Annotated in this window: 19 protein-coding genes; 15 read left to right on the forward strand and 4 right to left on the reverse strand. The window is 50.2% G+C overall.

Annotated features, from left to right (window positions below):
• Positions 1-2 precede the first annotated feature (2 nt).
• Together F0L74_RS05530 and F0L74_RS05535 are read right to left on the reverse strand one after the other, a co-directional pair.
• On the reverse strand, positions 3-3,086 hold the full coding sequence (locus F0L74_RS05530; protein WP_149836812.1) for a SusC/RagA family TonB-linked outer membrane protein: 3,084 nt from the start codon (positions 3,084-3,086) through the stop codon (positions 3-5).
• 281 nt (positions 3,087-3,367) lie between these two features.
• Positions 3,368-4,735, reverse strand: coding sequence for an alpha-L-fucosidase (locus F0L74_RS05535; RefSeq protein WP_246197625.1), 1,368 nt, complete (start codon positions 4,733-4,735; stop codon positions 3,368-3,370).
• Positions 4,736-5,554: 819 nt separating this feature from the next.
• On the opposite strand from F0L74_RS05535, the gene F0L74_RS05540 reads away from it, so the two are divergent.
• The 6 genes from F0L74_RS05540 to F0L74_RS05565 all read left to right on the forward strand — a co-directional run bounded on the left by F0L74_RS05540 (position 5,555) and on the right by F0L74_RS05565 (position 11,189).
• Positions 5,555-6,454: a COG4315 family predicted lipoprotein gene (locus tag F0L74_RS05540; RefSeq protein WP_149836813.1), complete on the forward strand. Its 900-nt coding sequence runs from the start codon at positions 5,555-5,557 to the stop codon at positions 6,452-6,454.
• Between the two features lie 243 nt (positions 6,455-6,697).
• Positions 6,698-7,543, forward strand: a complete 846-nt coding sequence (locus tag F0L74_RS05545; RefSeq protein ID WP_149836814.1) for a hypothetical protein — start codon at positions 6,698-6,700, stop codon at positions 7,541-7,543.
• Positions 7,544-8,236: 693 nt separating this feature from the next.
• Positions 8,237-8,827 carry a TetR/AcrR family transcriptional regulator gene (locus F0L74_RS05550; RefSeq protein ID WP_149836815.1) on the forward strand — a complete coding sequence of 197 codons (591 nt, stop codon included), beginning with the start codon at positions 8,237-8,239 and terminating at the stop codon, positions 8,825-8,827.
• Positions 8,828-8,882: 55 nt separating this feature from the next.
• The gene (locus F0L74_RS05555) at positions 8,883-9,128 is read left to right on the forward strand and encodes a hypothetical protein (RefSeq protein WP_149836816.1); all 246 of its coding nucleotides are present in this window, start codon (positions 8,883-8,885) and stop codon (positions 9,126-9,128) included.
• 25 nt (positions 9,129-9,153) lie between these two features.
• Positions 9,154-10,425, forward strand: coding sequence for an MFS transporter (locus F0L74_RS05560; RefSeq protein ID WP_149836817.1), 1,272 nt, complete (start codon positions 9,154-9,156; stop codon positions 10,423-10,425).
• A gap of 89 nt (positions 10,426-10,514) precedes the next feature.
• On the forward strand, positions 10,515-11,189 hold the full coding sequence (locus tag F0L74_RS05565; RefSeq protein ID WP_149836818.1) for a chitosanase: 675 nt from the start codon (positions 10,515-10,517) through the stop codon (positions 11,187-11,189).
• Between the two features lie 124 nt (positions 11,190-11,313).
• On the opposite strand, the gene F0L74_RS05570 is transcribed toward F0L74_RS05565, so the two are convergent.
• The gene (locus F0L74_RS05570; protein WP_149836819.1) at positions 11,314-12,009 is read right to left on the reverse strand and encodes a DsbA family oxidoreductase; all 696 of its coding nucleotides are present in this window, start codon (positions 12,007-12,009) and stop codon (positions 11,314-11,316) included.
• A gap of 121 nt (positions 12,010-12,130) precedes the next feature.
• Between F0L74_RS05570 and F0L74_RS05575 the strand changes: the two genes are divergently transcribed.
• From F0L74_RS05575 to F0L74_RS05615, 9 genes are all read left to right on the forward strand, one after another.
• Positions 12,131-12,529 carry a winged helix-turn-helix transcriptional regulator gene (locus tag F0L74_RS05575; protein WP_246197626.1) on the forward strand — a complete coding sequence of 133 codons (399 nt, stop codon included), beginning with the start codon at positions 12,131-12,133 and terminating at the stop codon, positions 12,527-12,529.
• A gap of 176 nt (positions 12,530-12,705) precedes the next feature.
• Positions 12,706-15,948, forward strand: coding sequence for a TonB-dependent receptor (locus tag F0L74_RS05580; protein ID WP_149836820.1), 3,243 nt, complete (start codon positions 12,706-12,708; stop codon positions 15,946-15,948).
• A gap of 200 nt (positions 15,949-16,148) precedes the next feature.
• Positions 16,149-16,448 carry a hypothetical protein gene (locus F0L74_RS05585; RefSeq protein WP_149836821.1) on the forward strand — a complete coding sequence of 100 codons (300 nt, stop codon included), beginning with the start codon at positions 16,149-16,151 and terminating at the stop codon, positions 16,446-16,448.
• A gap of 113 nt (positions 16,449-16,561) precedes the next feature.
• Complete coding sequence (locus tag F0L74_RS05590) at positions 16,562-16,870, forward strand: hypothetical protein (RefSeq protein WP_149836822.1); 309 nt, start codon at positions 16,562-16,564, stop codon at positions 16,868-16,870.
• Between the two features lie 129 nt (positions 16,871-16,999).
• On the forward strand, positions 17,000-17,371 hold the full coding sequence (locus F0L74_RS33845; protein ID WP_246197627.1) for a KTSC domain-containing protein: 372 nt from the start codon (positions 17,000-17,002) through the stop codon (positions 17,369-17,371).
• Positions 17,372-17,428: 57 nt separating this feature from the next.
• Complete coding sequence (locus F0L74_RS05600; RefSeq protein WP_149836823.1) at positions 17,429-18,013, forward strand: TetR/AcrR family transcriptional regulator; 585 nt, start codon at positions 17,429-17,431, stop codon at positions 18,011-18,013.
• Between the two features lie 50 nt (positions 18,014-18,063).
• The gene (locus tag F0L74_RS05605) at positions 18,064-19,602 is read left to right on the forward strand and encodes a DHA2 family efflux MFS transporter permease subunit (protein WP_149836824.1); all 1,539 of its coding nucleotides are present in this window, start codon (positions 18,064-18,066) and stop codon (positions 19,600-19,602) included.
• A gap of 111 nt (positions 19,603-19,713) precedes the next feature.
• Positions 19,714-20,700: a GlxA family transcriptional regulator gene (locus F0L74_RS05610; protein WP_149836825.1), complete on the forward strand. Its 987-nt coding sequence runs from the start codon at positions 19,714-19,716 to the stop codon at positions 20,698-20,700.
• A 31-nt stretch (positions 20,701-20,731) separates the two neighbouring features.
• Positions 20,732-21,715, forward strand: coding sequence for a GlxA family transcriptional regulator (locus F0L74_RS05615; protein WP_149836826.1), 984 nt, complete (start codon positions 20,732-20,734; stop codon positions 21,713-21,715).
• 4 nt (positions 21,716-21,719) lie between these two features.
• Here the strand turns inward: F0L74_RS05615 and F0L74_RS05620 are convergent, their stop codons facing one another.
• Positions 21,720-23,948 (reverse strand): molybdopterin cofactor-binding domain-containing protein, encoded by a 2,229-nt coding sequence (locus F0L74_RS05620; RefSeq protein WP_149836827.1) that lies wholly within the window; start codon positions 23,946-23,948, stop codon positions 21,720-21,722.
• Positions 23,949-23,952 lie beyond the last annotated feature (4 nt).

Here is a 23,952-nt window from a genome sequence, read left to right on the forward strand (position 1 = left end):
TTTTAAAGAGTGATGTTAATGCCAAAGATCATAGACCAGGTAGGAGGGGTATCTACCGCCAGCTGTCCGGCAGATTCCGGATCCAGCCCGCCGTAACGGTTGCGGTAGGGCGAGAAAAGGATAAAAGGTTCCTCCGCAGTGGCATAGATCCGCACGGCACTGGCTCCCGTACGCTTCAGTAAGGATGCCGGCAGATTATACCCCAGGCTCATACTCCGGATCTTGATATAACTGGCATCATAATAACTGAGCAGCGATACATAAGGCGTATTGGTGGCGCCGGCATTGGGCTTGGGATAATAGTTCTCATGGTTTAGCGGCGTCCAGTAATGCACGTCCACATTATTATAATTGGCCTGGAAAGTATTGATAAAGCTGCCGCTCTGGTACAGGCGGCTTACCAGCTGGCCACCCATACGGGCAAAGGCCACAATGGTAAGATCAAAGCCCCGGAAAGAGAAACGGTTCGTCATACCGCCCTGCCAGTCCGGTTGATTGGAGCCCAGTACTTCCCGGTCTTTGGCGTCTATCTTCTTGTCTCCGTTAATATCTGCTACCCGGATAGTACCTATCACAGAACCGGAGCCGGTCACGGTAAGGCCCATGCTGCGGGCCGTAGCCGTATCTTCCGCGGTATTCTGCCAGATGCCCACGCGGCGGTAATCAAACGTGCTGCCAATAGGTTTGCCTACAAACCAGCTATTGGCAATATCCTGTTGTACGCCATTGGCCAGCTGGGTGATCTTACCCCGGTTCATAAAAACATTCACGTCCGTCGTCCAGCTAAAATCGCGGCTGGTCTTACCTTGTATGTTCACTGTGGCAATATGCAGCTCCAGGCCTTTGTTCTCCGTTTTACCAATATTGGTCAGGATAGAATTAGGTATACCGGATGTAGGCGGTAATGTTTGCGGCAGTAACAAAGACCGGGTAAATTGTTTATATACTTCCACCGATCCCGAAATACGGTTATCATAGAGCCCAAAATCCAGCCCTATATTAGCGGTAGAGGTATATTCCCAGGTCAGCGCCGGGTTGGGCACATTCGTTTGATAAGCGCCCGTGACATTGCTGGATCCATAGTTGTAATTGATCGCCGTCAGCAGCCCCAGGGTCTGGTAGGGATCAATGGCCGTATTACCCACCGTGCCATAACTGGCCCGCAGTTTCAGGTTGGTGATATTACGCGAATTCTTCAGGAACGGCTCCTGCGATATATTCCAGGCCGCCGCTGCAGAGGGGAACACATGGTATTTATTCCCGGGCGCCAACCGCGAAGACCCGTCAGAGCGCATGGTCAGCGTAAGCAGATACCGGTTATCAAACCCATAATTGATACGCGCCATATAGGAAATAATATCCCATTTTTGATAGGTACCCGTCCCCGTGAGATTATTGGCAAACTGCGCGGCATAGTATTGCAGGTAATCCGCCGCAATATTGCTGTTGTTATAAGAGTTATCCTGGTACTGCGATTGCTGCAGGCTATACAGCCCTGTAAAGTTCAGCTTATGCCGGCCAAAGGTCTTATCATACGTAAGCAGGTTCTCCAGCGTATAGTTTGTGGTAAGCCGCGTCTGTTGCTGCGAAGAGGAAGGCCCGCCCAGGTTATTGGTGGTATTACTGCCATAAAAATTGCCGTAAAAATCTGACTTGATCTCCGCGCCGCCATTAAAACGGTACTTCAATCCATCCGCCAGGTTAATATCCACATACAGTGTAGTAAAGGTGCCAAACCGCCTGCGGGTCTCTTCTACGGCGCCGGGCTCAAAATTGGCCAGCGGGTTCCATACCTGGTTGGCATTACCGGGTATGAATCCTACCAGCTTACCGGTGGTATCATAAGGGCCTGACAGCGGGTTAGCGCGTAAAGCCTGTCCCATAGGATTGGCGCTCTCGCCCTTGGTAGTGGAGTAGTTATTGAGGCTGTTAAGCCCTATCTTAAACCGTTTACCCAACTGCTGATCCACACTTGCCTTTACCGTATACCGCTCAAACGCCTGCCCGGGATAAATACCCGTTTCCCGGAAATACCCGCCGGATAATGCATATTGCGTAAGATCCGTACCGCCGGTAACCCCAATCTGGTGATTGGTGGTAAGCCCCGTTTTATAGATCAGCTTTTGCCAGTCATAACTGCGCCCAGCTTTCATGGAGGCTATTTCTGTAGGCGTAAATGCGCCGTCATCCACGGAAAGGAATTTCGGATCATCTATGCCCGTATACTTACCCGGACTGCCAATCACTTTGGCCCATTTCTTAAAACTGGCAAACGTAGGCCCATCCATGATCGGATAACTACCCCTGGCTTTTACAAAGCCGCCATACCCGCTATAAGTGATCACCGGTTTGCCCGTACGCCCCCTGCGCGTAGTGACCAGTATCACGCCATTCGCTCCCCTGGAGCCATAGATAGCCGTAGAAGACGCGTCTTTCAGCACTTCTATGGACACCACATCATCCGTATTCAGGTCATTGATATTCCCATTATAAGGGATGCCATCCACCACAAACAAAGGATCGTTGGAAGCATTCACAGACCGGGAGCCGCGTATCAGTATTTTAGGCGCTGTACCGGGCTTATTATTACCACCGCTTTTCTGCACATCAATACCTGGGCCCTGCCCCTGTAACGCCTGACTGATATTCGTAACCGGCACATCCTTCAATGCCTGCTCATTAATGGAAGTGATGGCGCCCGTAATATCAGATTTCTTCTGCTTACCATACCCTACCACTATCACCTCATTCAGATCGCTTTTGTTGGATAGCAGCTGTATGGTCAGGTTGGCCGGCGCGCTGCTGCCGATCTGCGTTTCCTGCGGCAGGTAACCAATATAGGTAATACGCAAGGTGCTGTTAGGCGGTACGGTTACTTGGAACGTACCGTCTGACTGGGTAACGCTACCCTTACTGCTGCCCACTAAGGCAATAACAGCGCCCGGTAGCGGCTCCCCATTCTGGTTGGTAACGCGGCCCTTTACAGTTATGGCCGGCGTCTGTTGCGCATACAGTGGGATGATAAGATAAAAAGGACTGCAGCACAATAATACTGTCAGTATCCTGATCGTGATCAGCAATTTCATAACGGAGGTTTTAAGTGATAAAAAAAGAAGTGCTAAAGGAAGGACAGCTTTCCCTTGATAACGTGGTCAATAGCCTGGGTTTCTAAAGCGGATAAACAGTACAGAAGATCATACGGATGCTGGCGGCAGACGGCCAGCATCCGTAGATCCTAATCGGTTATATCGATGTCGTGGATAATAAACGTATAATTCGTGAAGGGCCTTGTCATCACTGCAAGGAGCTCGATTTACCGTCATCAACAGCAATGGATCATCACTGCCGTTTATAGATCATTGGCTGATTACTTCACCGTGCCCTCCAATTGCAGCCTGATCACACTGGCAACCGCATCCGGCGCCTGCGTGGGTAGTTGAATACTCAACCCGTCAGTGGTCTTTGTTGTTTTTAACGCAGTTCCATTAGCCAACAGTTTGGCGGCCATCACCTTGTTACTAACACCGGGCACAGTCAATTTTCCATCTGTGGGCCAGTTAAATACAGAGAGGTATAATATCGTATTGTTACCGGATGTTTTACGGGTGCATCGGCCCCAATCCAGCGGCGCCAGCGGACTGGCCTGTGTGCCATAAATGGCCTCCCCGTTCACCTTCATCCACGCGCCTACATGTTGCAGTGCATTAATACTGCCTTCGGGGAACTCCCCTTCAGCAGTAGGGCCAACATTCAGCAGGTAATTACCACCCTTGGAGGCGATATCCACTAAATTACGTACCAGCGTTTCTGTACTCTTCCATTTGTTATCTGCCCGTTTATACCCCCAGCTGCCGTTCATGGTCATACAGGTTTCCCAGTCGCGCCCATCCAGCTCATGCAGGTTAGGGATCTTCTGTTCAGGGGTTTTATAGTCTCCGGGAAAATTGGGCCGTTTCAGCCGGTCGTTCGTGATGATAGCTGGCTGCAGGGATAACAGCGCATTCAGCTTTTCGGCATATTCATCCGTCATATTGGTAGGCGTATCCCACCATAACACGGCTACATTACCATAATTGGTCAGCAGTTCCTTTACCTGTGGTACTGCTACTTTATCCATATAGCTGCTCATTGGCTCTGTGGTTTGCGCCGGGTCCCAATGACCACTATGTGCCTGCGTGTAGGCGTCTATCTTAGCAGAGTCCGGGTTGGCCCAGCCCTCAGAAGTAACCTTTCGTGCAGCAGCTCCGCCCGGGTTATTCCAGTCCTGCGCCTGGGAGTAATAAAAGCCCAGCTTGATACCGTATTTACGGCAGGCATCCGCCAGCGGTTTAAGCAGGTCCTTGCCATAAGGCGTGGCATCCACTACATTCCACTTACTGGCGCTGGTCTTAAACAAGGCAAAGCCATCATGGTGTTTAGCGGTGATCACAATGTATTTCATACCAGCTTCCTTAGCCAGCTTCACCCAGGCTTCCGGGTTATATTTTACCGGGTTAAAACTTTTGGCAAACTGCTGATAATCCGCCACCGGTATCTTACCCCGGTTCATGATCCATTCGGAGGCTTTGTTGATGGGGTGCCCGTTATACTCGCCGGCCGGCACCGCATATACGCCCCAGTGAATAAACATCCCAAAGCGCGCATCACGCCACCACTCCATCCGCTGATCACGGGTAAGCGCGCTTTGCGCGGCAACAGGGTAGGAGAGAGCGCCCAATAAAACTACGAGGCACAATGCAAGCGCTCTTTGATTCCCGGCAACAAGCCATTTACAGATACGGGCAAAAGATAATGCCCCGTTACTCCCGATAAGAGAAACCGCTTCGCGGGACGGTTGCAACGCCTTTCCTGTATTGTTGCTGGAAGAAAACCCTTTACTGGATGATACTAACCATTTTCGGTTACTGCCGTTAGATATAAGCCCTTCATGTGATGATACTAACCGTTTTCGGTTACTATCATTAGATATAACCCCTTCGCGTGACGACTCTAACCACTTTCGGTCACTACTGCCAAAAGAAAACGGAACTAACCACTTTCGGTTACTAAGTACAAACACCGGGCGTAACAGTAATTTAAAGCTACCAGCAACCCTGTCTAATCCAGCCGGCCGCTGCATACCAGCCTTGCCGCGCAAACGGGCACTAACATACGGGATACAATTGATGACGTTCAGTTTCATAACTGTTTAATTAAATGATGACGTGTATAAATAAGGCAACTAAGAGGGCCTGTCAGAGACATTGCAATCGTTTGCATACATACAGAAAAAAATAGGAGTCATTTAAACTCCTCATAGTTTTTCAAAACGTGCCATTGATCCTTTGCTATCTAATAAAATAGTAACCCTCTTGCCTAAGGTTTTTTAAAGTTCGGGAATAACCTGACCCCTTTTTGAATTGATTTTCACTGATTGTAGTAGTTTTTTCTCCTTTTACCCACTTCGGAAAAAATTTCACCCTCGGGCAACCTTCTTTTAAAGATGTCGTATTAATACTTCGAGTGCACTTCTTTTATCATTTAAAACCTAACAAATTACTCAATTAGAAAATTTATGAAATCCAGATCAGTAAAAACCTTAATCGCCGTAGCGTTAGCTGCGAGCACTTTAGCTGCCTGCGGTAAAGACGACGATAACAATCCCAACCCGCCGGGTAACCCTCCTCCTACTCCAAAGCCTATTGTACAGATAGCCAACGATGCCACCTTTGGAAAGATCATGACAGACAGCACTGGCAGATCTTTATATTTCTTCTCTAGCGATGCAGACGGTAAAAATAATTGCGCTGGCGGATGTGCCACAGCATGGCCCTACTTCTATGCCGGCGATGTAACTAAGATCACCCTGGGCGATACCAGCCTTCACAAAGAAGACTTCGCTACTATCTCCGTTACACAGGATGGTAAAACTTTCAATCAAACTACCTATAAAGGTTGGCCTCTGTACTTCTTTGCACAGGATGCCAAAGCCGGTGATGTAAAAGGTGATAAAGTAGGTAATATATGGTTCGTAGGTAAACCGGATTATACCGTAATGATCGGTTTCAAACAGCTGGTAGGTAACGATGGTAAGAACTACGACAGCAAATATGACCCCAATGGTCCCGCTGGTCCTACCCGTTTCATCACAGACGATCGCGGCAGAACACTGTATGCCTTTACGCCCGATAAAGCCAATACAAATACTTATACAAAGGCAGACTTCAGCAACAATGCCACCTGGCCTATTTTTGAGCTGACCGGTATCAAGAATGTGCCTTCTACACTGGCTAAGACCGACTTCGCTATCATTCAGGGCGTAGCTGGTACCCACACCCAGGTAGTGTACAAAGCACATCCGCTGTACTACTTTGGCCCTGACCAGGCAACAAGAGGCAACACCAAAGGCGTGAGCGTACCCACACCCGGTGTATGGCCTATCGTGAACGAAAGCACTGCTGTTTTAGCACAATAATAAAATTAATAGGGGATCTATACTGAAAATTGGCTCCGCCGGAATGTTGCAAAACATTTTCCAGGCGGAGCCTTTTTTCGATAACATCTAATCGCAATCCTACACGCCTTGATTAAAATTTAATACCGATCGATTGCTACCTGATCAATAACTAACAAGCGCCAACGCCATTTTGATACTTGCTAAAGTGCACACACATATGCTTTACCCCGTTTCCCTTAATTTCAGGGAAAAACAAATACAATGGCAACACAAACAGGCGCATTCAAATTCATCGGCAGGCTGGATGGCGTGATCGGTTACCGCCGGAATGGTAAACACTGCCTTCGTACCATGCCCGCTACCGTACGGCAAACCACCGCCACCAAACAGGCTGCCCATCGCTTCGGCATCGCCAGCCGCCAGGGGAAACTTATCCGCCGGGCATTAGCCCCCCACCTGGATCTACGTAATGACGGCAGCACCACCAACCGTCTTAACAAAGTGCTGGTACAGGCAGGCCCACGTCAGCTGCAAGCCCTGCAAGGCTTCCGCTTTAACCAGCATACCAGTACTGATAGGCTGTTCTATCACCGCCCAACTGTCATACCGGATGGCACGCTCTCAATACCCGCCCAACCGCTTTGTCCAATGGGCGCCGGCACCCACATGGAAGTATGCCTCATAACCGCCCGCATCAACTTCTCTGAGAGAAGGGTAGTAGACGTACAGGAGTCCGCAGAGATCATTGATCTCAGCCAACCATTCAACGGCCTGAAACTAAGTGCACCCGTTGCCGGTAAAGGCGCGCTGCTGATGATACTACAGATAAGGGCATGTATCATGCATAACGGCCAAATACTCCCACTGGGCAACCGCAAATACATGGCTGCAGATATAGTAGCGGTGGTGCCCCCTATGGAACAGCAGCAGTCCCGCAAAAAACAAACTGCCAACCATCCGCATAACCGGCCCGCTGGTAATACCAACACTCACCACATACATAACCCAAACAACAATCATCCGCAACCCGTACTGCCATACCATCCCGGCATAACGGCCATTATAGATGATGAACAGCCGCCTGCATATATGCAACGCAGGGAATAAAACCAGGTAATCCGCTACATCATGTCACAACTAACAACCCATCCCGTTCTTTTTTGAAGGTGCATTCCGCTCCCCGGGCAACCTATGCCCTTACATTGCCAAAACTGTTATACCCGCCATCCCATCTGCTATTATCCCATAAAAAACACCCGGTTCTTTCTTAAACATATCAGGTCGTTTCACAATACGTTCAGTTCCCTCATGAGCATCCCCATTTTATCACGGCAATTCTCTATATCATCACCCGTAGGTCTCCATGTCATCACTCGTAGATCTCCATGTCATCGCCCATAGATGGCCTAATCGCCACCCTCACACCCCCATTTTACCACCATCTCATGTTCACTTAATCATCATCCGATATTCATCAATCCTCCATCCGTCTTTCAATATAAATCCTGATCAAGTCCACCTTTTTTCCGGTACATCTCTACCAAGACAAGCTCTTTCCTTTAGCCGCCCTTTAGCTTTCCTTTATCAATCCTTCGCCGTTCTCCTATATATCTCCATATGACACCTATGGTTCCTATGAATCCTATTGTTCCTACAGTTCCTTCCCATTCTTTTGATATTAACTACAGCGGTTTCTTCACCACGAACAGGCCCTCGACCGCACCCGCCAGCGCCGCCCCGGCCCCATCCCCAAACATTTATTTTTAAATAAGCGAACGCTCACTTATATTTGCACCACCAATGCGTGTACGAGACGAAAACAAAGAAAAAGCCATCCGCGAAAAAGCGATAGCAATGATCGTAAGGGAAGGCCTCGACGGCTTCGGCGTCAATAAACTCGCCAAAGCAGCCGGCGTATCCCCAGCCACCATCTACATCTATTACAAAGATCGCGATGACCTGATCCTCCAGATAGGCCAGGAAATCGCCACCGATCTGATGGCCCATAGCCTCGCCAACTTCGACCCGGACGCCCATTTCGCAGAAGGCCTCAAAAGGCAATGGATCAACCGTGCTGCATACTTTATGCAGCATCCCGTGGAAGTAGCCTTTATCGAACAGATCCGCTACTCCCATTACAACGAGAAGATCCATGCATTAATGAAAGAGCGGTTCAGCGAGATCATGGGCCGCTTCGTTAACAATGCTATCGAACGTAAGGAGCTGGTGCAACTGCCCTTCGAAGTCTTCTGGTCTGTGGCCTATGCCCCACTGTATCAACTGATTAAGTTCCATACACAGGGCCAAAGTTATGTGAACAAACACTTCGAAATATCGCACGAAGTCATGATGCAAACCCTGCAACTCGTGTTAAAAGCACTAAAGCCCTAACGGCTTTTTTTTTACACTAGATAACTAAATGAGCGCTCATTTAAAATATAAGCATATGATAACCGTCTTAAACAGGGAAAGCACCATCAACATCCTGGTGTTTAAAACAGATATCCGCTTCAGTAACGATGTAACCAAAGTGGCGCCGGCCCTCAACAGCCAGCCCGCCATCCGCCGCTGGAATATTGACCGCAGCGATATCGACAAAGTACTGCGCATAGAATCGGACTCACTGCAGGTACAAGACATCATCGGCCTCGTACAGCAAGCCGGTTACCATTGCGAAGAATTACCAGATTGATCTACTATTAACACGACTATTTTTTATGACAACTTCCGCCATTCAACCCAGAGTTTTCACCCGCTACCAGGCATTCATTATTGCCATGTTAGCCATCCTGCAATTCACCGTGGTATTGGATTTTATGGTATTATCGCCCCTGGGCGTACTGCTGCTGGATAAGCTGCAGATCAATACCTCCCAGTTCGGACTGGTAGTATCCGCCTACGCCTTCAGCGCTGGCGCCTCCGGCCTGCTGGCCGCCGGATTTGCAGACCGGTTCGACCGTAAAAAAATGCTGCTGTTCTTTTATGTTGGCTTTATAACAGGCACCCTGTTATGCGCAACAGCGCCCAACTATCATTTCCTGCTCATCGCCAGGATCGTTACCGGCCTGTTTGGCGGCGTTATCAGCTCCATCAGCTTTGCCATCATTACTGACCTGTTTAAGATGGAAGTAAGAGGCCGCGTAATGGGCTTTGTACAAATGGCCTTTGCAGTAAGCCAGGTAATGGGTATTCCCGTAGGCCTCTTGTTGGCTAACCATTTTGGCTGGCATGCGCCGTTCTGGATGATCGCCGGTTTTGGCGCGCTGGTAGGTATTTTGATTGCCGTTTATATGCGGCCGGTTAATGCCCACCTGGCCGTTAAATCCGATCTGAATCCCCTGGTGCATCTGCTGAAAACCTTATCTCAGCCCAACTATCTGCTGGCCTTCGGCGCTACTACATTAATGTCTACCGGCGGTTTTATGCTCATGCCTTTCGCCAGCACTTTCAGCACCCATAACCTGGGCATTACCATGGATCAGCTAACATTATTGTACGGTATTACCGGCGTGTTCTCCATGATCTTTGGCCCCCTCACCGGTAAGCTGAGTGATAGGATCGGCAAGTTCCAGGTGTTCTGCCTGGGCTCCATTGTTACCATCATTACGATAGCCATTTACACTAACCTGGGGCTCACGCCTTTTGCATGGGTGGTAGCGATCAACGTATTCATGTTCCTGGGGGTATCCTCCCGTATGATAGGCGGACAGGCATTAATGACGGCCGTTCCGGAAATGCGTGACAGAGGCGCTTTTATGAGCATCAACTCCTCCGTACAGCAGATCTCCGGCGGTATTGGCTCCGCCGTAGCCGGTATACTGGTGGTACAAACCAGCAGCGGCGCCCTGCAGCATTACGACCGCTTAGGGTACGTAGCTATTGCAGCCACCCTCATTACCATTTCTTTCATGTATTTCGTGAACAAAATGGTGAGCGCGCAGCCGCAGAAAGCGCCCGCTAAGATCGTAGAGGTGCCCGCTGAAGTATAGTACATTTTAGCAGGATAGGGGTGTAAGGATTGAAATTTATTCGTTAATATTGGTTAACGAATGTTCAACCCCTTAAACCCCTATCTTTTATGATCACCGTAGACCAAAAACGAAAGATCATCCAGGTTGTGAATGTTATGGAAACAGGCACGCCTGAAGGCCGTTATGATGTGATCAGCATATTTGCTGATGGTAAGAACGGTTCCCGCCAGATCACCTATGGCCGAAGCCAGGCTACAGAACAAGGCAACCTCAGGAACATTGTGGAAAGGTATGTACGGGCCAACGGCAAATTTTCAGCCGCCCTGGAGCCCTACCTGGCCAAAATTGCTAAACAGCCCCTGGTAAATGACGCGGAATTTAAACGCCTGTTAAAGGTCTCCGCACAGGAAGACCCCCTCATGCGCAATGCACAGGATGTGACCTTCGAAGTATTGTATTACGAGCCCGCCCTGCACTTTTTCCAGAATGAAGGATTTGATCTGTCCTTAAGCCTGTTGGTGATATACGACAGCTATATCCACTCCGGCTGCATACCCGCTTTTTTGCGCAGCCGCTTTCCGGAAGCTACGCCCGCCCGCGGCGGCGACGAAAAGGCATGGATCAAGGCCTACACCACCGTACGGCAGGATTGGCTGGCCAATCACCCCAAAAAGGTGCTGCGCCCCACCGTATACCGCACCCAAAGCTACCTGACTGCCATGAAGGAAGATAACTGGATGCTGGCAAAGCCCCTGAAAGCCCACGGTGTTACAGTTAGCTAGGGAGGTTCCAAAACAACAAAGCATTAATGATCAGCAAGCTCCGGCTACAACCGTCTTCCTGATCATTAATGCTTTATCTATAACCAGCCGTTAATTTCCAGCCGGCCGGCATTAAGACTAACTATCAATCACACCCATCAATCCCGCACACATTCCCGTCCGCGCCATGCTCCAGCCCCGCCTTCGCATACTCCTTATAAGACCGTTCCAGCGCCTGCAGGAATACCTCTTCCGGCTGCGCGCCAGACACCGCATACTTCCTGTCAATCACAAAAAACGGTACGCCCCTGGCGCCCAATGCAGCAGCTTCCGATATATCCTGGTGCACTTCGTTTGCATAACCATTGCCAGCCAGCGCGGCGCTCACTTCTCCGGCATTCAGCCCTATAGAAGCCCCCAGGTCAGCCAGCACCGCATGATCCGCTATATTCTTACCTTCCGTAAAATAAGCTTTGAACAGGCTTTCCTCCGCGGCATCTCCCAGCCCATGCTGCGCGGCCAGATGAGAAAACCGGTGCGCGTCAAAGGAATTAGCCACTACAGCCTTGTCAAAATCATATGTCAGGCCTACTTCCGCCGCCATGGCGGTCACCTGGCTGTTTACCTGCTCCGCGTACTCCAGCGTCCAGCCCTTCCGCTCCGCCAGGTATTCATTGATGTTGGCGCCGCCTTCCTTAGGCATCTCCGGGTCCAGCTGAAAACTCTTCCATACCACCTCAATCGCTTCCCGCTGCGGAAACTGCGCCAGAGCATGCTCAAACCGGCGCTTACCAATATAACAGAACGGGCACATTACGTCCGACCATATTTCTACCTTCATGTGACTACTAACCTTTAAGTAAGTGAATAGATGTTGCAACATCAAAACTACGTATCTTTGCTTACCAATTGTTAGTACTTACCTAAAGGTTAGTGCTATTGTAACCATAAATCTTTGTTATATGATAGAACATGATGGAACAATGAACGCACAGGGGCACTCCCCGGATGAATGCCGCAGCGCAGTAGGCTCCGTACAGGATGCCTTGTATGTGCTCAACGGAAAATGGAAGCTCCCCATCATCATTGCCCTGCGGGAGGGTAATAAACGTTTTGGCGAACTGCAGCGCGTTGTACATGGTATCTCCGCCAAAGTATTATCCCACGAGTTAAAACACCTGGAGCTCAACCAATTTATCCAGCGCCGTGTATATGATACCATGCCCGTAACAGTGGAGTATGAGTTAACGCCCTACAGCGATACCCTTAATAACGTTATCTATGCCCTTAAAGAATGGGGAGAGCAGCACCGTCAGTATATACGTACGGGCGTAAAAGAGAAAAAAGCAATGGCTGTTTAAGCTATTTTCCTTAAATTCGGTTATATCGATCAGAATCATGTAACGCCCCTGGTGTAGCACATAGTAAGGGGGCGGGAAGCGGGCCTCAATCATCTTGAAAAGTATAAGAACCTCATTAGATCAGACTGTCCAAAAAACAGTCATAAGCCATTTGTATCAACCGAAAATCAAACGCTATGCTACGTCAAAGGATGCACACGTGCTATCTCCTCATTGTTTCCATACTGCTACTGAGCGCCTTACCGGCTTTTTCCCAGGTTACCACCGCCACCCTTAGCGGTATTGTTAAAGATCCCAAAGGTACCGCGCTGCCCGGCGCTACCGTGGTGGTAGAATATACCAACGCCGGTATTAAGCAAGGGGTACTCACCCGCGGCGATGGCCGTTTTACCGTGGCCAACCTGCGCGTAGGTGGCCCCTATAAGGTCATCGTCACCTTTCTGGGTTACCAGGAGAATGTTACCGATAATGTATTCCTGGAACTGGGTCTCAACAACACCGTAGAAGTACAGCTGCAGGAAAAAGCCGTACAACTGGGTAATGTTACCATCACCGGCCGCTCTACTGTATTTGATGATAAGAAAACCGGCGCTTCCGTTAATATCAATAACCGCATGATAAAGGCCCTGCCTACTATCTCCCGTTCTGCGGACGATTACCTGCGCCTCACGCCCTCCGCCTCCTTTACCTATAACGGTCTTTCATTTGCCGGGCGTAACGGCCAGTATAATAACTTCTCCCTGGATGGCGCCGTGTTTAATAATCCTTTTGGGTTGGATGCGCCTACCCCCGGCGGACAAACCAACGCACAACCCATCTCCCTGGATGCCATCGACCAGATCCAGGTAAACATTGCGCCCTATGATGTGACCCAGGCGGGATTCACCGGTGCGGGCGTAAATACGGTAACTAAATCCGGCGATAATAACTTCTCCGGTACCGTATACGGCTTTTACCGTAACCAGTCCTTAACAGGCTCCAAAGTTGATAAGAACAAACAGGTAGTTCCAGACCTCCGCCAGCTGCAGGCGGGCTTCTCACTGGGCGGCCCCGTAATAAAGGATAAGCTGTTCTTTTTCGTGAACTTCGAAACAGAACAACGGAAAGACCAGGCCAGCAGCTACGTAGCGCAGAACGGCTCCAACGCAGGCGAAACAAATACCAGCCGCGTGCTGGAATCTGACCTGATGCAGGTAAGCAGCATACTTAAATCACGTTTTGACTACGATACTGGCCCTTACCAGGGCTTTACCCTCGATCAGAAAAGTTATAAATGGCTGGTAAAACTCGACTGGAATATCAGCGCTGCCCACCGCCTCTCATTTACCTATAACGGCCTGGATGCCAGCAAGGATAAACCGGCCCACCCTAGCGCCATCGGCCGCCGCGGACCGGATTTCACCACCCTGCAGTTCCGCAACTCCGGTTACGAGATCGTGAACCGCCTGCACTCTTTTGGTACAGAGCTGAAGTCTAACTTCGGCAGCACTTTTGCCAATAAGCTGCGGGTAGTGTATACCACCTTCAGGGATAGACGAAATCCGTTCTCTGCGCCCTTCCCGGTTATCAATATCACCAAGAACGGCGTACGCTACATCATCGCCGGCGAAGAGCCTTTCTCCATCAATAACCGCCTTAACCAGGATGCCTTCCAGGTCACCAACAACTTTAACGTATTCCTGAATAATCATACACTAACGGCCGGCGCTTCTTTCGAGTCTTATAAATTCGGTAACTCCTTTAACCTTACCGGTTATGGCCCGGCCATCTTCAGCGATGCAGATATCAATACTTTTCTTACGCAGGTACCCATTGGCGGTAACTACGTTTTTGGCGCTTACCCGCTGGATGTGGATGTAGCTTACGCACGTAACCGCGCCGCCGCCAACGAATGGACCTGGTACTACCTCACCGTAGGCCAGGCATCCGGTTACCTGCAGGATGAGTGGCAGCTGGCAGAAAGGTTCCGCCTTACCTATGGCGTAAGGATAGATATTCCCTTCTATTTCAACGCCAGCTACCGTGCGCCCAAACTAAACCCGGACGGCACACTGGCGGGTGGGTTCACAGAAGGAGAGCCCACTGTTCCAAACAACGATCCCCTGGTGCTGTTTGATAAAGATGGCAACCGCCTCAACAATGGCGTAGGTAAAGATGTAGATAATACCCGCTTTCCCTCTAAAAAGCCCCTGTTCTCTCCCCGTATCGGTTTTAACTGGGATGTAAAAGGCGATAAGACCTTACAGGTACGCGGCGGCTCCGGCCTGTTTACGGGCCGTTTCCCATTTGTGTGGATAGGCAACCAGATAGGCAACCCTTTCAGCGATTTCTATAACGTAACAGACCGCGATTTCAAATGGCCGCAGGTATGGCGCTCCAACCTGGGTGTGGATGTGAAGATCCCCTTCGGTACCATCTTCAGTGGCGATGTAGCCTATACCAAGGATGTAAACGCCATGATGGTACGTAACTACAAGCTGGGCACGCCCACAGGTACGCTTAACTCCGGCACCGGCGACAGGCGCAAGATCTACCTGCCAGCAGACCAGGGCGCTAATAACACCTACGCCTTCACCAATACGGACATAGGCTACCAGTTCAATTTCACTTTTCAGGCGCAGCAATATTTCCAGAATGGCCTCTATGCAATGGTGGGGTATAACTACCTGATCGCCAAAGACGCCAGCTCCATCTCCGCAGAAATATCCAGCGATGCCTTTGACCGCAACCCCATCCTCAACAACGCCAACGAAGCTATTTTATCCAGGTCTTTATACGGCAACACACACCGTATTATCGCCGCCTTCTCCAAAAAATGGAGCTATGGCAAGGATAAAAGCTGGGCTACTACCGTATCCCTGTTTGGATCATTGAACTCCGGCAACCGCTTTGCCTATGTATATGGGGGCGATATCAATAACGACGGCACCGCCACCAACGACCTGTTATATGTGCCTACAGATGCGGAGATCAATACCATGCAGTTTACCCCGCTTACGGACGTAAACGGCGTAGTACAGGATGCTGCTACCCAACGGGCAGCCTTCCGCAATTTTATTGAGCAGGATAAATACCTGGGCAAACGCCGTGGCCAGTACACGGAAAAATACGCAGGGGAGAACCCCTGGCTCAACCAGCTGGATCTCCGTATCCTCCAGGACTTTGTGATCCATGGGGCAAAAAAGAACCAGACCCTCCAGCTAAGCATCGACTTTGTAAACCTGGGTAATCTGATCAACAGCAGCTGGGGCGTAGTTAAATATGCCACCACCTCCGGTTATTTCCAGCCGTTGTCTGTTAACTATAACGGCAACGCGCCTACCTATCAGTTCGATCCATCTTTACGCAGCACCTTCACCTCCAGCCCGGACCTCCCTTCCCGCTGGCAGATGCAGGTAGGCCTGCGATATATATTCTAGCGCTCATCACCAAAACGCAGGGGGCTGACCAGTTAATGGCCAGCCCCTTTTTTTCCTTCAACGTCATTTCACCCCCTAAATTTTCAGTCTCACCGCAAACCCTTTTAACTTTTCTCTCTTTCTACAGTCAAATTTGTAATTGAAAACTGAGGGATGATAGTAATGCTGCAACAATCGTTAAAAGTAAAAATCATAAGGCTATGAAAAAGATGCTTGTACCTGTGGTGATCTTATTATTAAGCGCGGTATCCCTGCATACAAATGCGCAGGTAAGGGTAAATGTCAATGTAGGCATACCCGTATATCGTCCCCGTCCGGTGATCGTAGCGCCCGTTCCTCCGCCGGTGATGATTGCCCCTGCGCCCATAGTAGTGGCGCCCCGTCCGGTGGTGGTGTATCATCCCCGTCCGGTGATAGTAGCGCCCGCACCTATAGTGGCCTACCGCCCTGCTCCCGTAGTAGTGGTAAGGCATAGGCCCAGAAGAGTGTATTACTATTAAGCGGCCAATAGATGTGCTCCCTGGCTGCAGTAACTGTGCAGTATTTTTTATTTTTTAAAGGATGGATGGCATATCCAAAAATCGGGTATTTTTGAAGTACTAAATGAATTGAAATGGCACAGTTACCCAAGTTTATGATCGCAGACGATCCTGTAACAGATCCTGACAACGAATATATCTTCCATACGGAAAAGCCGCGCTTTTTTGCCAAACGTGTGGAAGAAGACGAAGAAACCGCCTACATCGACATCGTTGAAGAACTGGATAATGTAGATGAGTTCTTCCACAATGATCCTGATAAAAAGCAGGAACTGCTGGAGCAGTTGGAGGACTGGTACTACAGCTACATGGAGTGGCTGGATGACGAGGGTGATGAATTCGACGATGAAGAAGAGGAGGAAGAGGAAGAAGAAGGTAAATAACCTCCCGCTTCACGCTGCCTGTTACCTGTTTGAATGATGGTCCCCAATCATTAGGGAACGCTATTATATTACAGTCACGGCAAAGAAATTAAAGGGCCTCCCCGGTACCACCGGAGAGGCCCTGCTTTTATGGACATATCAGTAGGTCAATGTATTGATAGCCACGCCGTCTGCTGTTGTACCTGCGCTGTTAGCCGCCCCGGCATCATCTCCGGCCACCATCCCCCTCAACCGCTCGAACAAACCACCAGAGAGGCCCCATTTTTGTGGTTACACCTGTGTACCAATGTATTGATCGCCATGCCGTCTACTGTTGTATCCGCCATGCACTACGATCCTGATAGCGCCACCCTCCGCATCATCTTCCGTTCCGGGATGGTATACGATTATATGGATGTGCCCCCCGCCGTCTACGATGCCATGCGGAACGCCGGCTCCAAAGGCAAATACCTCAACCGCTTTATCAAAGGGAAATATGCTTTCGAAAAGATCAAAGGATAAAATATTTTGTAAATAATACCAATCGGTATAAATTTGTGCCGTCAAAGTGCAGTTGATATGTCCAAAGCAGAAAAAACAAAAGCCTTTATTATTGAAAAAACAGCCCCTGTTTTTAACAGGAAAGGCTTCGCCGGTACATCCTTAACGGATCTCACGGACGCCACCGGCTTGACTAAAGGCAGCATTTATGGCAATTTTGCCAATAAGGACGAAGTAGCGCTGGCCGTATTCGAGCACAACCGCCAGAAAGTAGAGCAGATCGTAAAAGCCGAAATGAGTAAATACACCACCGTACGGGAGCAACTGCTGGTGTATGTGGATGTGTACAAAAACTTCCTCAAATACCCTTTCCCGGACGGCGGATGCCCCATACTCAACACCGCCATAGAGGCAGACGATACCCATCCGGAGCTCAAGGAAAAAGCTGCCGCCGCTATGCTGGCATGGAAGAACCGCATTGCCGTCCTCATAAAAAAAGGGATAGACCAGGGAGAGTTCACCACCCAGGATGATCCGGAACAAACCGCCCTCACCCTCATAGCCTTGCTAGAAGGCGCTGTCATGATCACGAAGCTGACCGGAAAGATCAATTTCCGCAATGCTATCATGCAGTCTGTTGAAAATATGATCAATGCGCTCTGACTATTTTTTACTATAAAATATACCAATCGGTATAAAATAAACAGTGAACAATGCAAAGATTGATCCTGCTGATAACGGTAATAGCTGCCGCCATGATGGAGCTCATAGATACCTCCATCGTAAACGTGGCCCTCTCGCACATGAGCGGCAACCTGGGCGCCACATTGGAAGATACATCCTGGGTGGTTACTTCCTATGCCATTGCCAACGTGATCATCATCCCCATTACCAGCTTCCTCACCAGTAAGCTGGGCAGGCGTAACTATTATATTGGCTCTATACTGGCGTTCACTTTCTTTTCCTTTATGTGCGGGCAATCCACCAATATATGGGAGTTGGTCACCTTCCGCTTCCTGCAGGGCATAGGCGGCGGCGCCCTCTTATCCGTATCTCAGGCCATTGTATTTGAGCTGTTCCCAAAAGAGAAACAGAACGTGGCCAGCGCCATATTCGGCATCGGCGTGTTTGTAGGCCCCACTATCGGCCCCACGCTGGGCGGGTATATCACGGAATATTATTCCTGGCCCTGGATCTTTAATATCAATGTACCTACCGGTATCGCAGTAGCCATGATCTGCTTTAGCCTGCTCAAAGAGCCGGCTATTAAACAACCGGCTAAGAAAATAGACTGGCTGGGCATTTTCCTGCTGGCAGTGGGTGTTAGCGCTTTGCAAACCGTATTGGAAAGGGGAGAAACGGAAGACTGGTTCGAGACCCGCTACATCATCTGGTTAACGGTCACCGCCTTTTTAGGCCTGGTATTATTTGTATGGTGGGAGCTGAAAACAGATCAGCCGGTGGTAAACCTTAGGGTGCTCAAAAGCCGTAACCTCAGCATCGCGGCCTTGCTCACTTTTATCTCCGGTATAGGCCTGTTCAGCTCTGTATTCCTCACACCAGTATTTGCACAAAGGCTGCTGGGCTTTTCGCCTACACAAACCGGCCTGCTGCTGTTGCCGGGCTCCTGTCTGGCCATCCTGGGGTTGATAGTATCCGCGCGTTTATTGCAGCGCGGCGTACCGCCTTTTTATATGATCGGGGCGGGGATGTGTTTGTTTGTTTTCTTCAGCTGGCAGATGTCCGGTATGAACCTCAATTCCAGCGGGTCAGATATCACCGTGGCGCTGTTATCCCGCGCGCTGGGACTGGCTATTGTAACCGTACCGCTTACTACGCTGGCCGTATCTGCCCTGGAACCCAGGGATGTACCCCAGGGTGCTGCCCTCAATAACATGATGCGGCAGCTGGGCGGCTCCTTTGGCATCGCCCTGGTTAATACCTATCTCACTAACCGCAACGCCGTGCACCGCTCAGACCTCGTCAGCAATCTCTCGCCGGATAACCCCCTGCTTTTACAACGCCTGCAGGGATATACCAGCTACTTCCTTACAAAAGGGGCCACCTTCGCAGAAGCAAAGGTAAAAGGACTGCAGGCGCTGGATAATACCATCACCCGGCAGTCAAACCTGCTCAGCTTCAATGATGCGTTCCTGGTCGTAGGTATCTTCTTCCTGCTGGCATTGCCGCTGCTGTTACTGGCTACCAAGAAAAAGCAAGGCCGCCCGGCCGTGGTATTATCGGATCACTAAATTGGCGCCAGATCGGTGAACGCTTGTATAGCAATACTTAACTCTCAAGGGGTGTAAAAACGCCATGTAACAGGGCTAATTGTGACAGTGGCTTTGGTTAATTTTACCTCTATGAAACGCATATCCATTATTGTTCCTAAAGGCGCCATTCTGGGCAGTATCGAAGGCCCGCGCCAGGTCTTCACAGAAGTGAACGCCTTCCTGCAAAGCATGGGCAGGGAGCCCCTGTTTGCCGTACAACTGGTATCCCTCACCAACGAGGCGCCTGTCTACAGCGGCATCTATACCGTAGCCACCAACGCTACCATCGCAGACGTGGCACAAACAGACCTCATCATTATCCCCGCCCTCGATGCGGATATGATGAACAACCTCGAGATCAACCGCGGTTTTATCCCCTGGATCCGCGAGCAATACAAAAAAGGCGCAGAAGTGGCCAGCCTTTGCGTTGGCGCTTTCCTGCTGGCCTCCACCGGCCTGCTCAACGGCCGCAACTGCGCTACCCATTGGCTGGCGGCCAACGACTTCCGCCGCCTCTTCCCGGAAGTGAACCTGGTAGAGGACAAGATAATTACAGACGAAAATGGTCTCTATTCTAGTGGCGGCGCCTTTTCTTATCTCAATCTCATTCTCTATCTTGTTGGAAAATTTGCTGGCCGTGATGTGGCCATATTCTGCTCCAAAGCTTTCCAGATAGATATTGAACGGCATAGCCAGTCCCCTTTTATGATCTTTAAAGGTCAAAAAGAACACGAGGATGATCTGATCAAACAGGCGCAGGAATTTATTGAAGGCAATTTCCAGGACCGTATCACGGTGGATGATCTGGCAGCCAGGGTATACCTGGGCCGGCGCAACTTTGAACGCCGCTTTAAAAAGGCCACGGCCAATACTGTGGTAGAATACATTCAGCGCGTAAAGGTAGAGGCAGCCAAAAAACATTTCGAAACCAGCCGCAAGAACATCAATGAAGTCATGTTTGATGTGGGCTATGCGGATGTAAAAGCCTTCCGCACTATCTTTAGAAAGATCACCGGGTTAACGCCCATCGAATACCGGAACAAATATAACCGCGAAGCCGTTGTTTTAGAAGCATAGTTTTTAACCACCTTACAACACTGTTAGTTTTATGAAACACATTTCCATCCTTATTCCCCAGGGCCATACCAGTATGGTGAACATAGAAGGTACCCATCAGATCTTCTCAGAAGTGAATAACTATTGGATGGAGCGCGAAGGCGTGCCTGTCTTCAACATCCAGCTGGTAGGCCTGCAGGCGGCTACCATGCAGCCCAGCGGTCTGTTCACCACCAACCCCGATGCACTGGTACCGGACGTAGCCAAAACAGACCTCATCATCATCCCCGCCCTCCATGGCGATCCCCGCGAAGGCCTGGAGCAGAACCGCGGTTTCGTACCCTGGATCATAGATCAGTATAAAAAAGGGGCAGAGATAGCTACCTTCTGCATAGGCTCCTTCTTCCTGGCAGGCACCGGCCTACTGAACGGCAAACGTGCCGCTACCCATTGGCGTTTTGTAAATGATTTCCGCAACATGTTCCCGGATGTGAACCTGGTGGATAATAAGATCATTACAGAAGAGGATGGCATCTATACCAGCGGCGGCGCATACTCATATCTGAATCTCTTGCTCTATATCGTAGAAAGATACACGGATCGTGATACCGCTATCTTTATCTCCAAAGCATTCATGATAGACATGGACCGCCAGAGCCAATCACCCTTTATCATCTTCGAAGGCCAGAAAGCCCATGAAGATGAGACCGTAAAAAGCGCCCAGGAATTCATCGAACATAACTTTGCAGAAAAGATCACCGTAGAGCAGCTGGCCAGCAATTTCGCATTAGGACGCCGCAGCCTGGAACGCCGTTTTAAAAAGGCCACCAGTAATACCGTATCTGAATACATACAACGCGTAAAGGTAGAAGCCGCCAAGAAGAGCTTCGAGACCAGCCGTAAAAACATCAATGAAGTAATGTACGATGTAGGTTATGCGGATGTGAAGGCTTTCCGCACCATCTTCCGCAAGGTAACAGGCCTGTCACCCATGGAGTACCGCAACAAGTATAACAAGGAAGCAATGGCCGTATAGATAACTATCCTTTCAATTGCTCAGCTGTAATAGGCAAGTGGCGAATGCGTTTGCCGCTTGCCTTATAAACAGCATTGGCAATAGCTGCTGCTGCCGGTCCCTGCACCGCTTCCCCGGCGCCTAATGGCTTTTCCGCAGGCCGGTTAATAAGCGCTACTTCTACCGCAGGCGCCTGGTTAAATTTAAAGATGGAATAACCGTACCAGTCAACACTGGTTACATGTTGTGTGTTATAGGTCACCTGTTCCAATAGCGTCCAGCTGGCCGCCTGCACCATCCCGCCTTCCGTTTGGTTTTTGATCCCGTCCGGGTTGATGATCTCGCCGGCGTCTACTACTGCCCACATCTTTTCTACCCTGATCAGGGGCGTTTCTCCGCTTTGATCTACATGCACCTGCGCAGCAGCCGCACAATAAGCGCCATTGTTTTTATACCGCGCAAAGGCAATACCGATGCCTGTTCCGGTGGCGGCCCCGCTAGTACCTGCTTCAGATAACCTGGCCCCGCCTGTTCCGGTGGCCTTCGTCAGCAACTCCTGCAGCTTTTTTACCACAGCCACCGCCCGCTCATCCTCCAGGTGTGCCAGGCGAAAAGCAAAAGGCGCTTTCCCTGCTTGCTCCGCCAGTTCATCCATAAACGACTCTATGGCAAACACATTACCAAAAGCGCCCAGGCTACGTAAAGACGATACCCGCAATGGCCCTTTAAAGAAATGTGCATCCACCTGCTGGTTAGGAATATTATAATATGGCTCCGCATTGCGATATGCACCACCGCTATAACTGCCAGACCGGTCATTCTTAAACGCCTTTTCCAGGTAGCGGGCGGGCAATAGATTAGCAGCTTTACCCCCAGGCCGGTTGCCATGCGAGTCAGAGCGCAGCCCATATTGCCAGTGCGTAATATGGCCATCTTTATCCAGCTTTGCGGCAATATTCATCAGCATAGCGCTGCCATAAGGCTCCCAGCCATGCTCCTCCTGCCGCGACCATTGCAGCCGTACATGTTTGCCCGGTACAGCCATGGCCAGCAGGGCCGCTTCTGCCGCTACATCATCAGCCCCGTTATGCCCATAACAGCCGGAGCCCGGCACGCCTTTTACGCGTATCTGTTCCGCCGGCAGCTGCAGCATCTCCGCCAAGGCGGCACGTAATGGGTATACACCCTGACTATGCGTCCATACAAACAGCTGGCCTTTATCAAAAAGGGCTACGGCACATGAAGGGCCGGTAGCTCCATGCATAATATAAGGTTTAAAATAGCTGGCCTGATGGGTGGCGGGCGCTGTAAGTTTTGCGCCTTTTTCCCGCACGGATTCTGTTTGTACCGGCACGGTGGCCAGGTAGGCCGGCAGATCGTCTGCGCCCGCTAACGGCGTACCGGCAGACCATTCCGTATGGGCTGCCAGTACCTGTTGCGCCTGCATAGCCTCATATTCGACTTTTGCGATCACGGCCAGGAAACTGCCATTCACCACCACCTGCAGCAGGCCTGGCACTTTGGCCCGTACGGCCTGTTCATCAAAATGCTGCAGTTTGGCATCATACGCTGCCGGCCGTATCACCCGCGCATGTAACATCCCCGGAAAGCGCAAATCCTGTACATACAGCGGCGCGCCTTTTACCATCAGTGCCACATCATCCCGGTGAACTGATGTCCCGGATATACGATATTGATCTTTAGGCTTTAATGCCACCGGCATTTTTATCTCGCCACTCAGCTGTTTGCCATCCAGTATTTCTGCAAATGACAACCGTTGTTGATTGCCGGATATTACGGTCCCGTTATCCATATGCAGGTCCGCAGCGGGTACCTTTAAACGTACAGCGGCCATCTCCAGCAGGCGTTGCCTGGCAGCAGCAGCGGCATAACGGATAGACATAGCGCTGCTTTCTACGGACATACTGCCCGCCGTATACGCCTCATTAGGCGTTACATCCGTTTCTGCCAATGTTACCGTTACTTTGGAAAGATCCATATCCAGCTCTTCCGCTGCAACTTGCGCCACTGCCGTGCGGATGCCTTGTCCCAGTTCCAGTTTACCCGTAAACACCCGGATGCTGCCATCTGCCAGCACCTGTAACCAGGCGTCTATATCTGCATAATCCCTAAGATTGCCAGGCAGTTCCTGCGTGGGTAACATGGCGGCTGCCAGTGGAAGTTGGCTAAGGGAAAAACCGATGGTAAGGCAGCCCGCGGTTTTAAAGAATTCCCTTCTGGATTGGTCTTTCATCTCA

The sequence above is a fragment of the Chitinophaga agrisoli genome (genome assembly GCF_008386695.1).
GTDB classification, from domain to species: Bacteria; Bacteroidota; Bacteroidia; order Chitinophagales; family Chitinophagaceae; genus Chitinophaga; species Chitinophaga agrisoli.

What these genes read in the sequence shown, in the direction of transcription:
- F0L74_RS05540 (WP_149836813.1), top strand. Translation starts at nt 5,555, where the DNA reads ATGAAATCCAGATCAGTAAAAACCTTAATCGCCGTAGCGTTAGCTGCG.
- F0L74_RS05605 (WP_149836824.1), top strand. Translation starts at nt 18,064, where the DNA reads ATGCAAAGATTGATCCTGCTGATAACGGTAATAGCTGCCGCCATGATG.
- F0L74_RS05550 (WP_149836815.1), top strand. Translation starts at nt 8,237, where the DNA reads ATGCGTGTACGAGACGAAAACAAAGAAAAAGCCATCCGCGAAAAAGCG.
- F0L74_RS05620 (WP_149836827.1), bottom strand. Translation starts at nt 23,948, where the DNA reads ATGAAAGACCAATCCAGAAGGGAATTCTTTAAAACCGCGGGCTGCCTT.
- F0L74_RS05560 (WP_149836817.1), top strand. Translation starts at nt 9,154, where the DNA reads ATGACAACTTCCGCCATTCAACCCAGAGTTTTCACCCGCTACCAGGCA.
- F0L74_RS05585 (WP_149836821.1), top strand. Translation starts at nt 16,149, where the DNA reads ATGAAAAAGATGCTTGTACCTGTGGTGATCTTATTATTAAGCGCGGTA.
- F0L74_RS05530 (WP_149836812.1), bottom strand. Translation starts at nt 3,086, where the DNA reads ATGAAATTGCTGATCACGATCAGGATACTGACAGTATTATTGTGCTGC.
- F0L74_RS05565 (WP_149836818.1), top strand. Translation starts at nt 10,515, where the DNA reads ATGATCACCGTAGACCAAAAACGAAAGATCATCCAGGTTGTGAATGTT.
- F0L74_RS05600 (WP_149836823.1), top strand. Translation starts at nt 17,429, where the DNA reads ATGTCCAAAGCAGAAAAAACAAAAGCCTTTATTATTGAAAAAACAGCC.
- F0L74_RS05545 (WP_149836814.1), top strand. Translation starts at nt 6,698, where the DNA reads ATGGCAACACAAACAGGCGCATTCAAATTCATCGGCAGGCTGGATGGC.
- F0L74_RS05555 (WP_149836816.1), top strand. Translation starts at nt 8,883, where the DNA reads ATGATAACCGTCTTAAACAGGGAAAGCACCATCAACATCCTGGTGTTT.
- F0L74_RS05575 (WP_246197626.1), top strand. Translation starts at nt 12,131, where the DNA reads ATGATAGAACATGATGGAACAATGAACGCACAGGGGCACTCCCCGGAT.
- F0L74_RS05580 (WP_149836820.1), top strand. Translation starts at nt 12,706, where the DNA reads ATGCTACGTCAAAGGATGCACACGTGCTATCTCCTCATTGTTTCCATA.
- F0L74_RS33845 (WP_246197627.1), top strand. Translation starts at nt 17,000, where the DNA reads ATGGACATATCAGTAGGTCAATGTATTGATAGCCACGCCGTCTGCTGT.
- F0L74_RS05610 (WP_149836825.1), top strand. Translation starts at nt 19,714, where the DNA reads ATGAAACGCATATCCATTATTGTTCCTAAAGGCGCCATTCTGGGCAGT.
- F0L74_RS05615 (WP_149836826.1), top strand. Translation starts at nt 20,732, where the DNA reads ATGAAACACATTTCCATCCTTATTCCCCAGGGCCATACCAGTATGGTG.
- F0L74_RS05570 (WP_149836819.1), bottom strand. Translation starts at nt 12,009, where the DNA reads ATGAAGGTAGAAATATGGTCGGACGTAATGTGCCCGTTCTGTTATATT.
- F0L74_RS05590 (WP_149836822.1), top strand. Translation starts at nt 16,562, where the DNA reads ATGGCACAGTTACCCAAGTTTATGATCGCAGACGATCCTGTAACAGAT.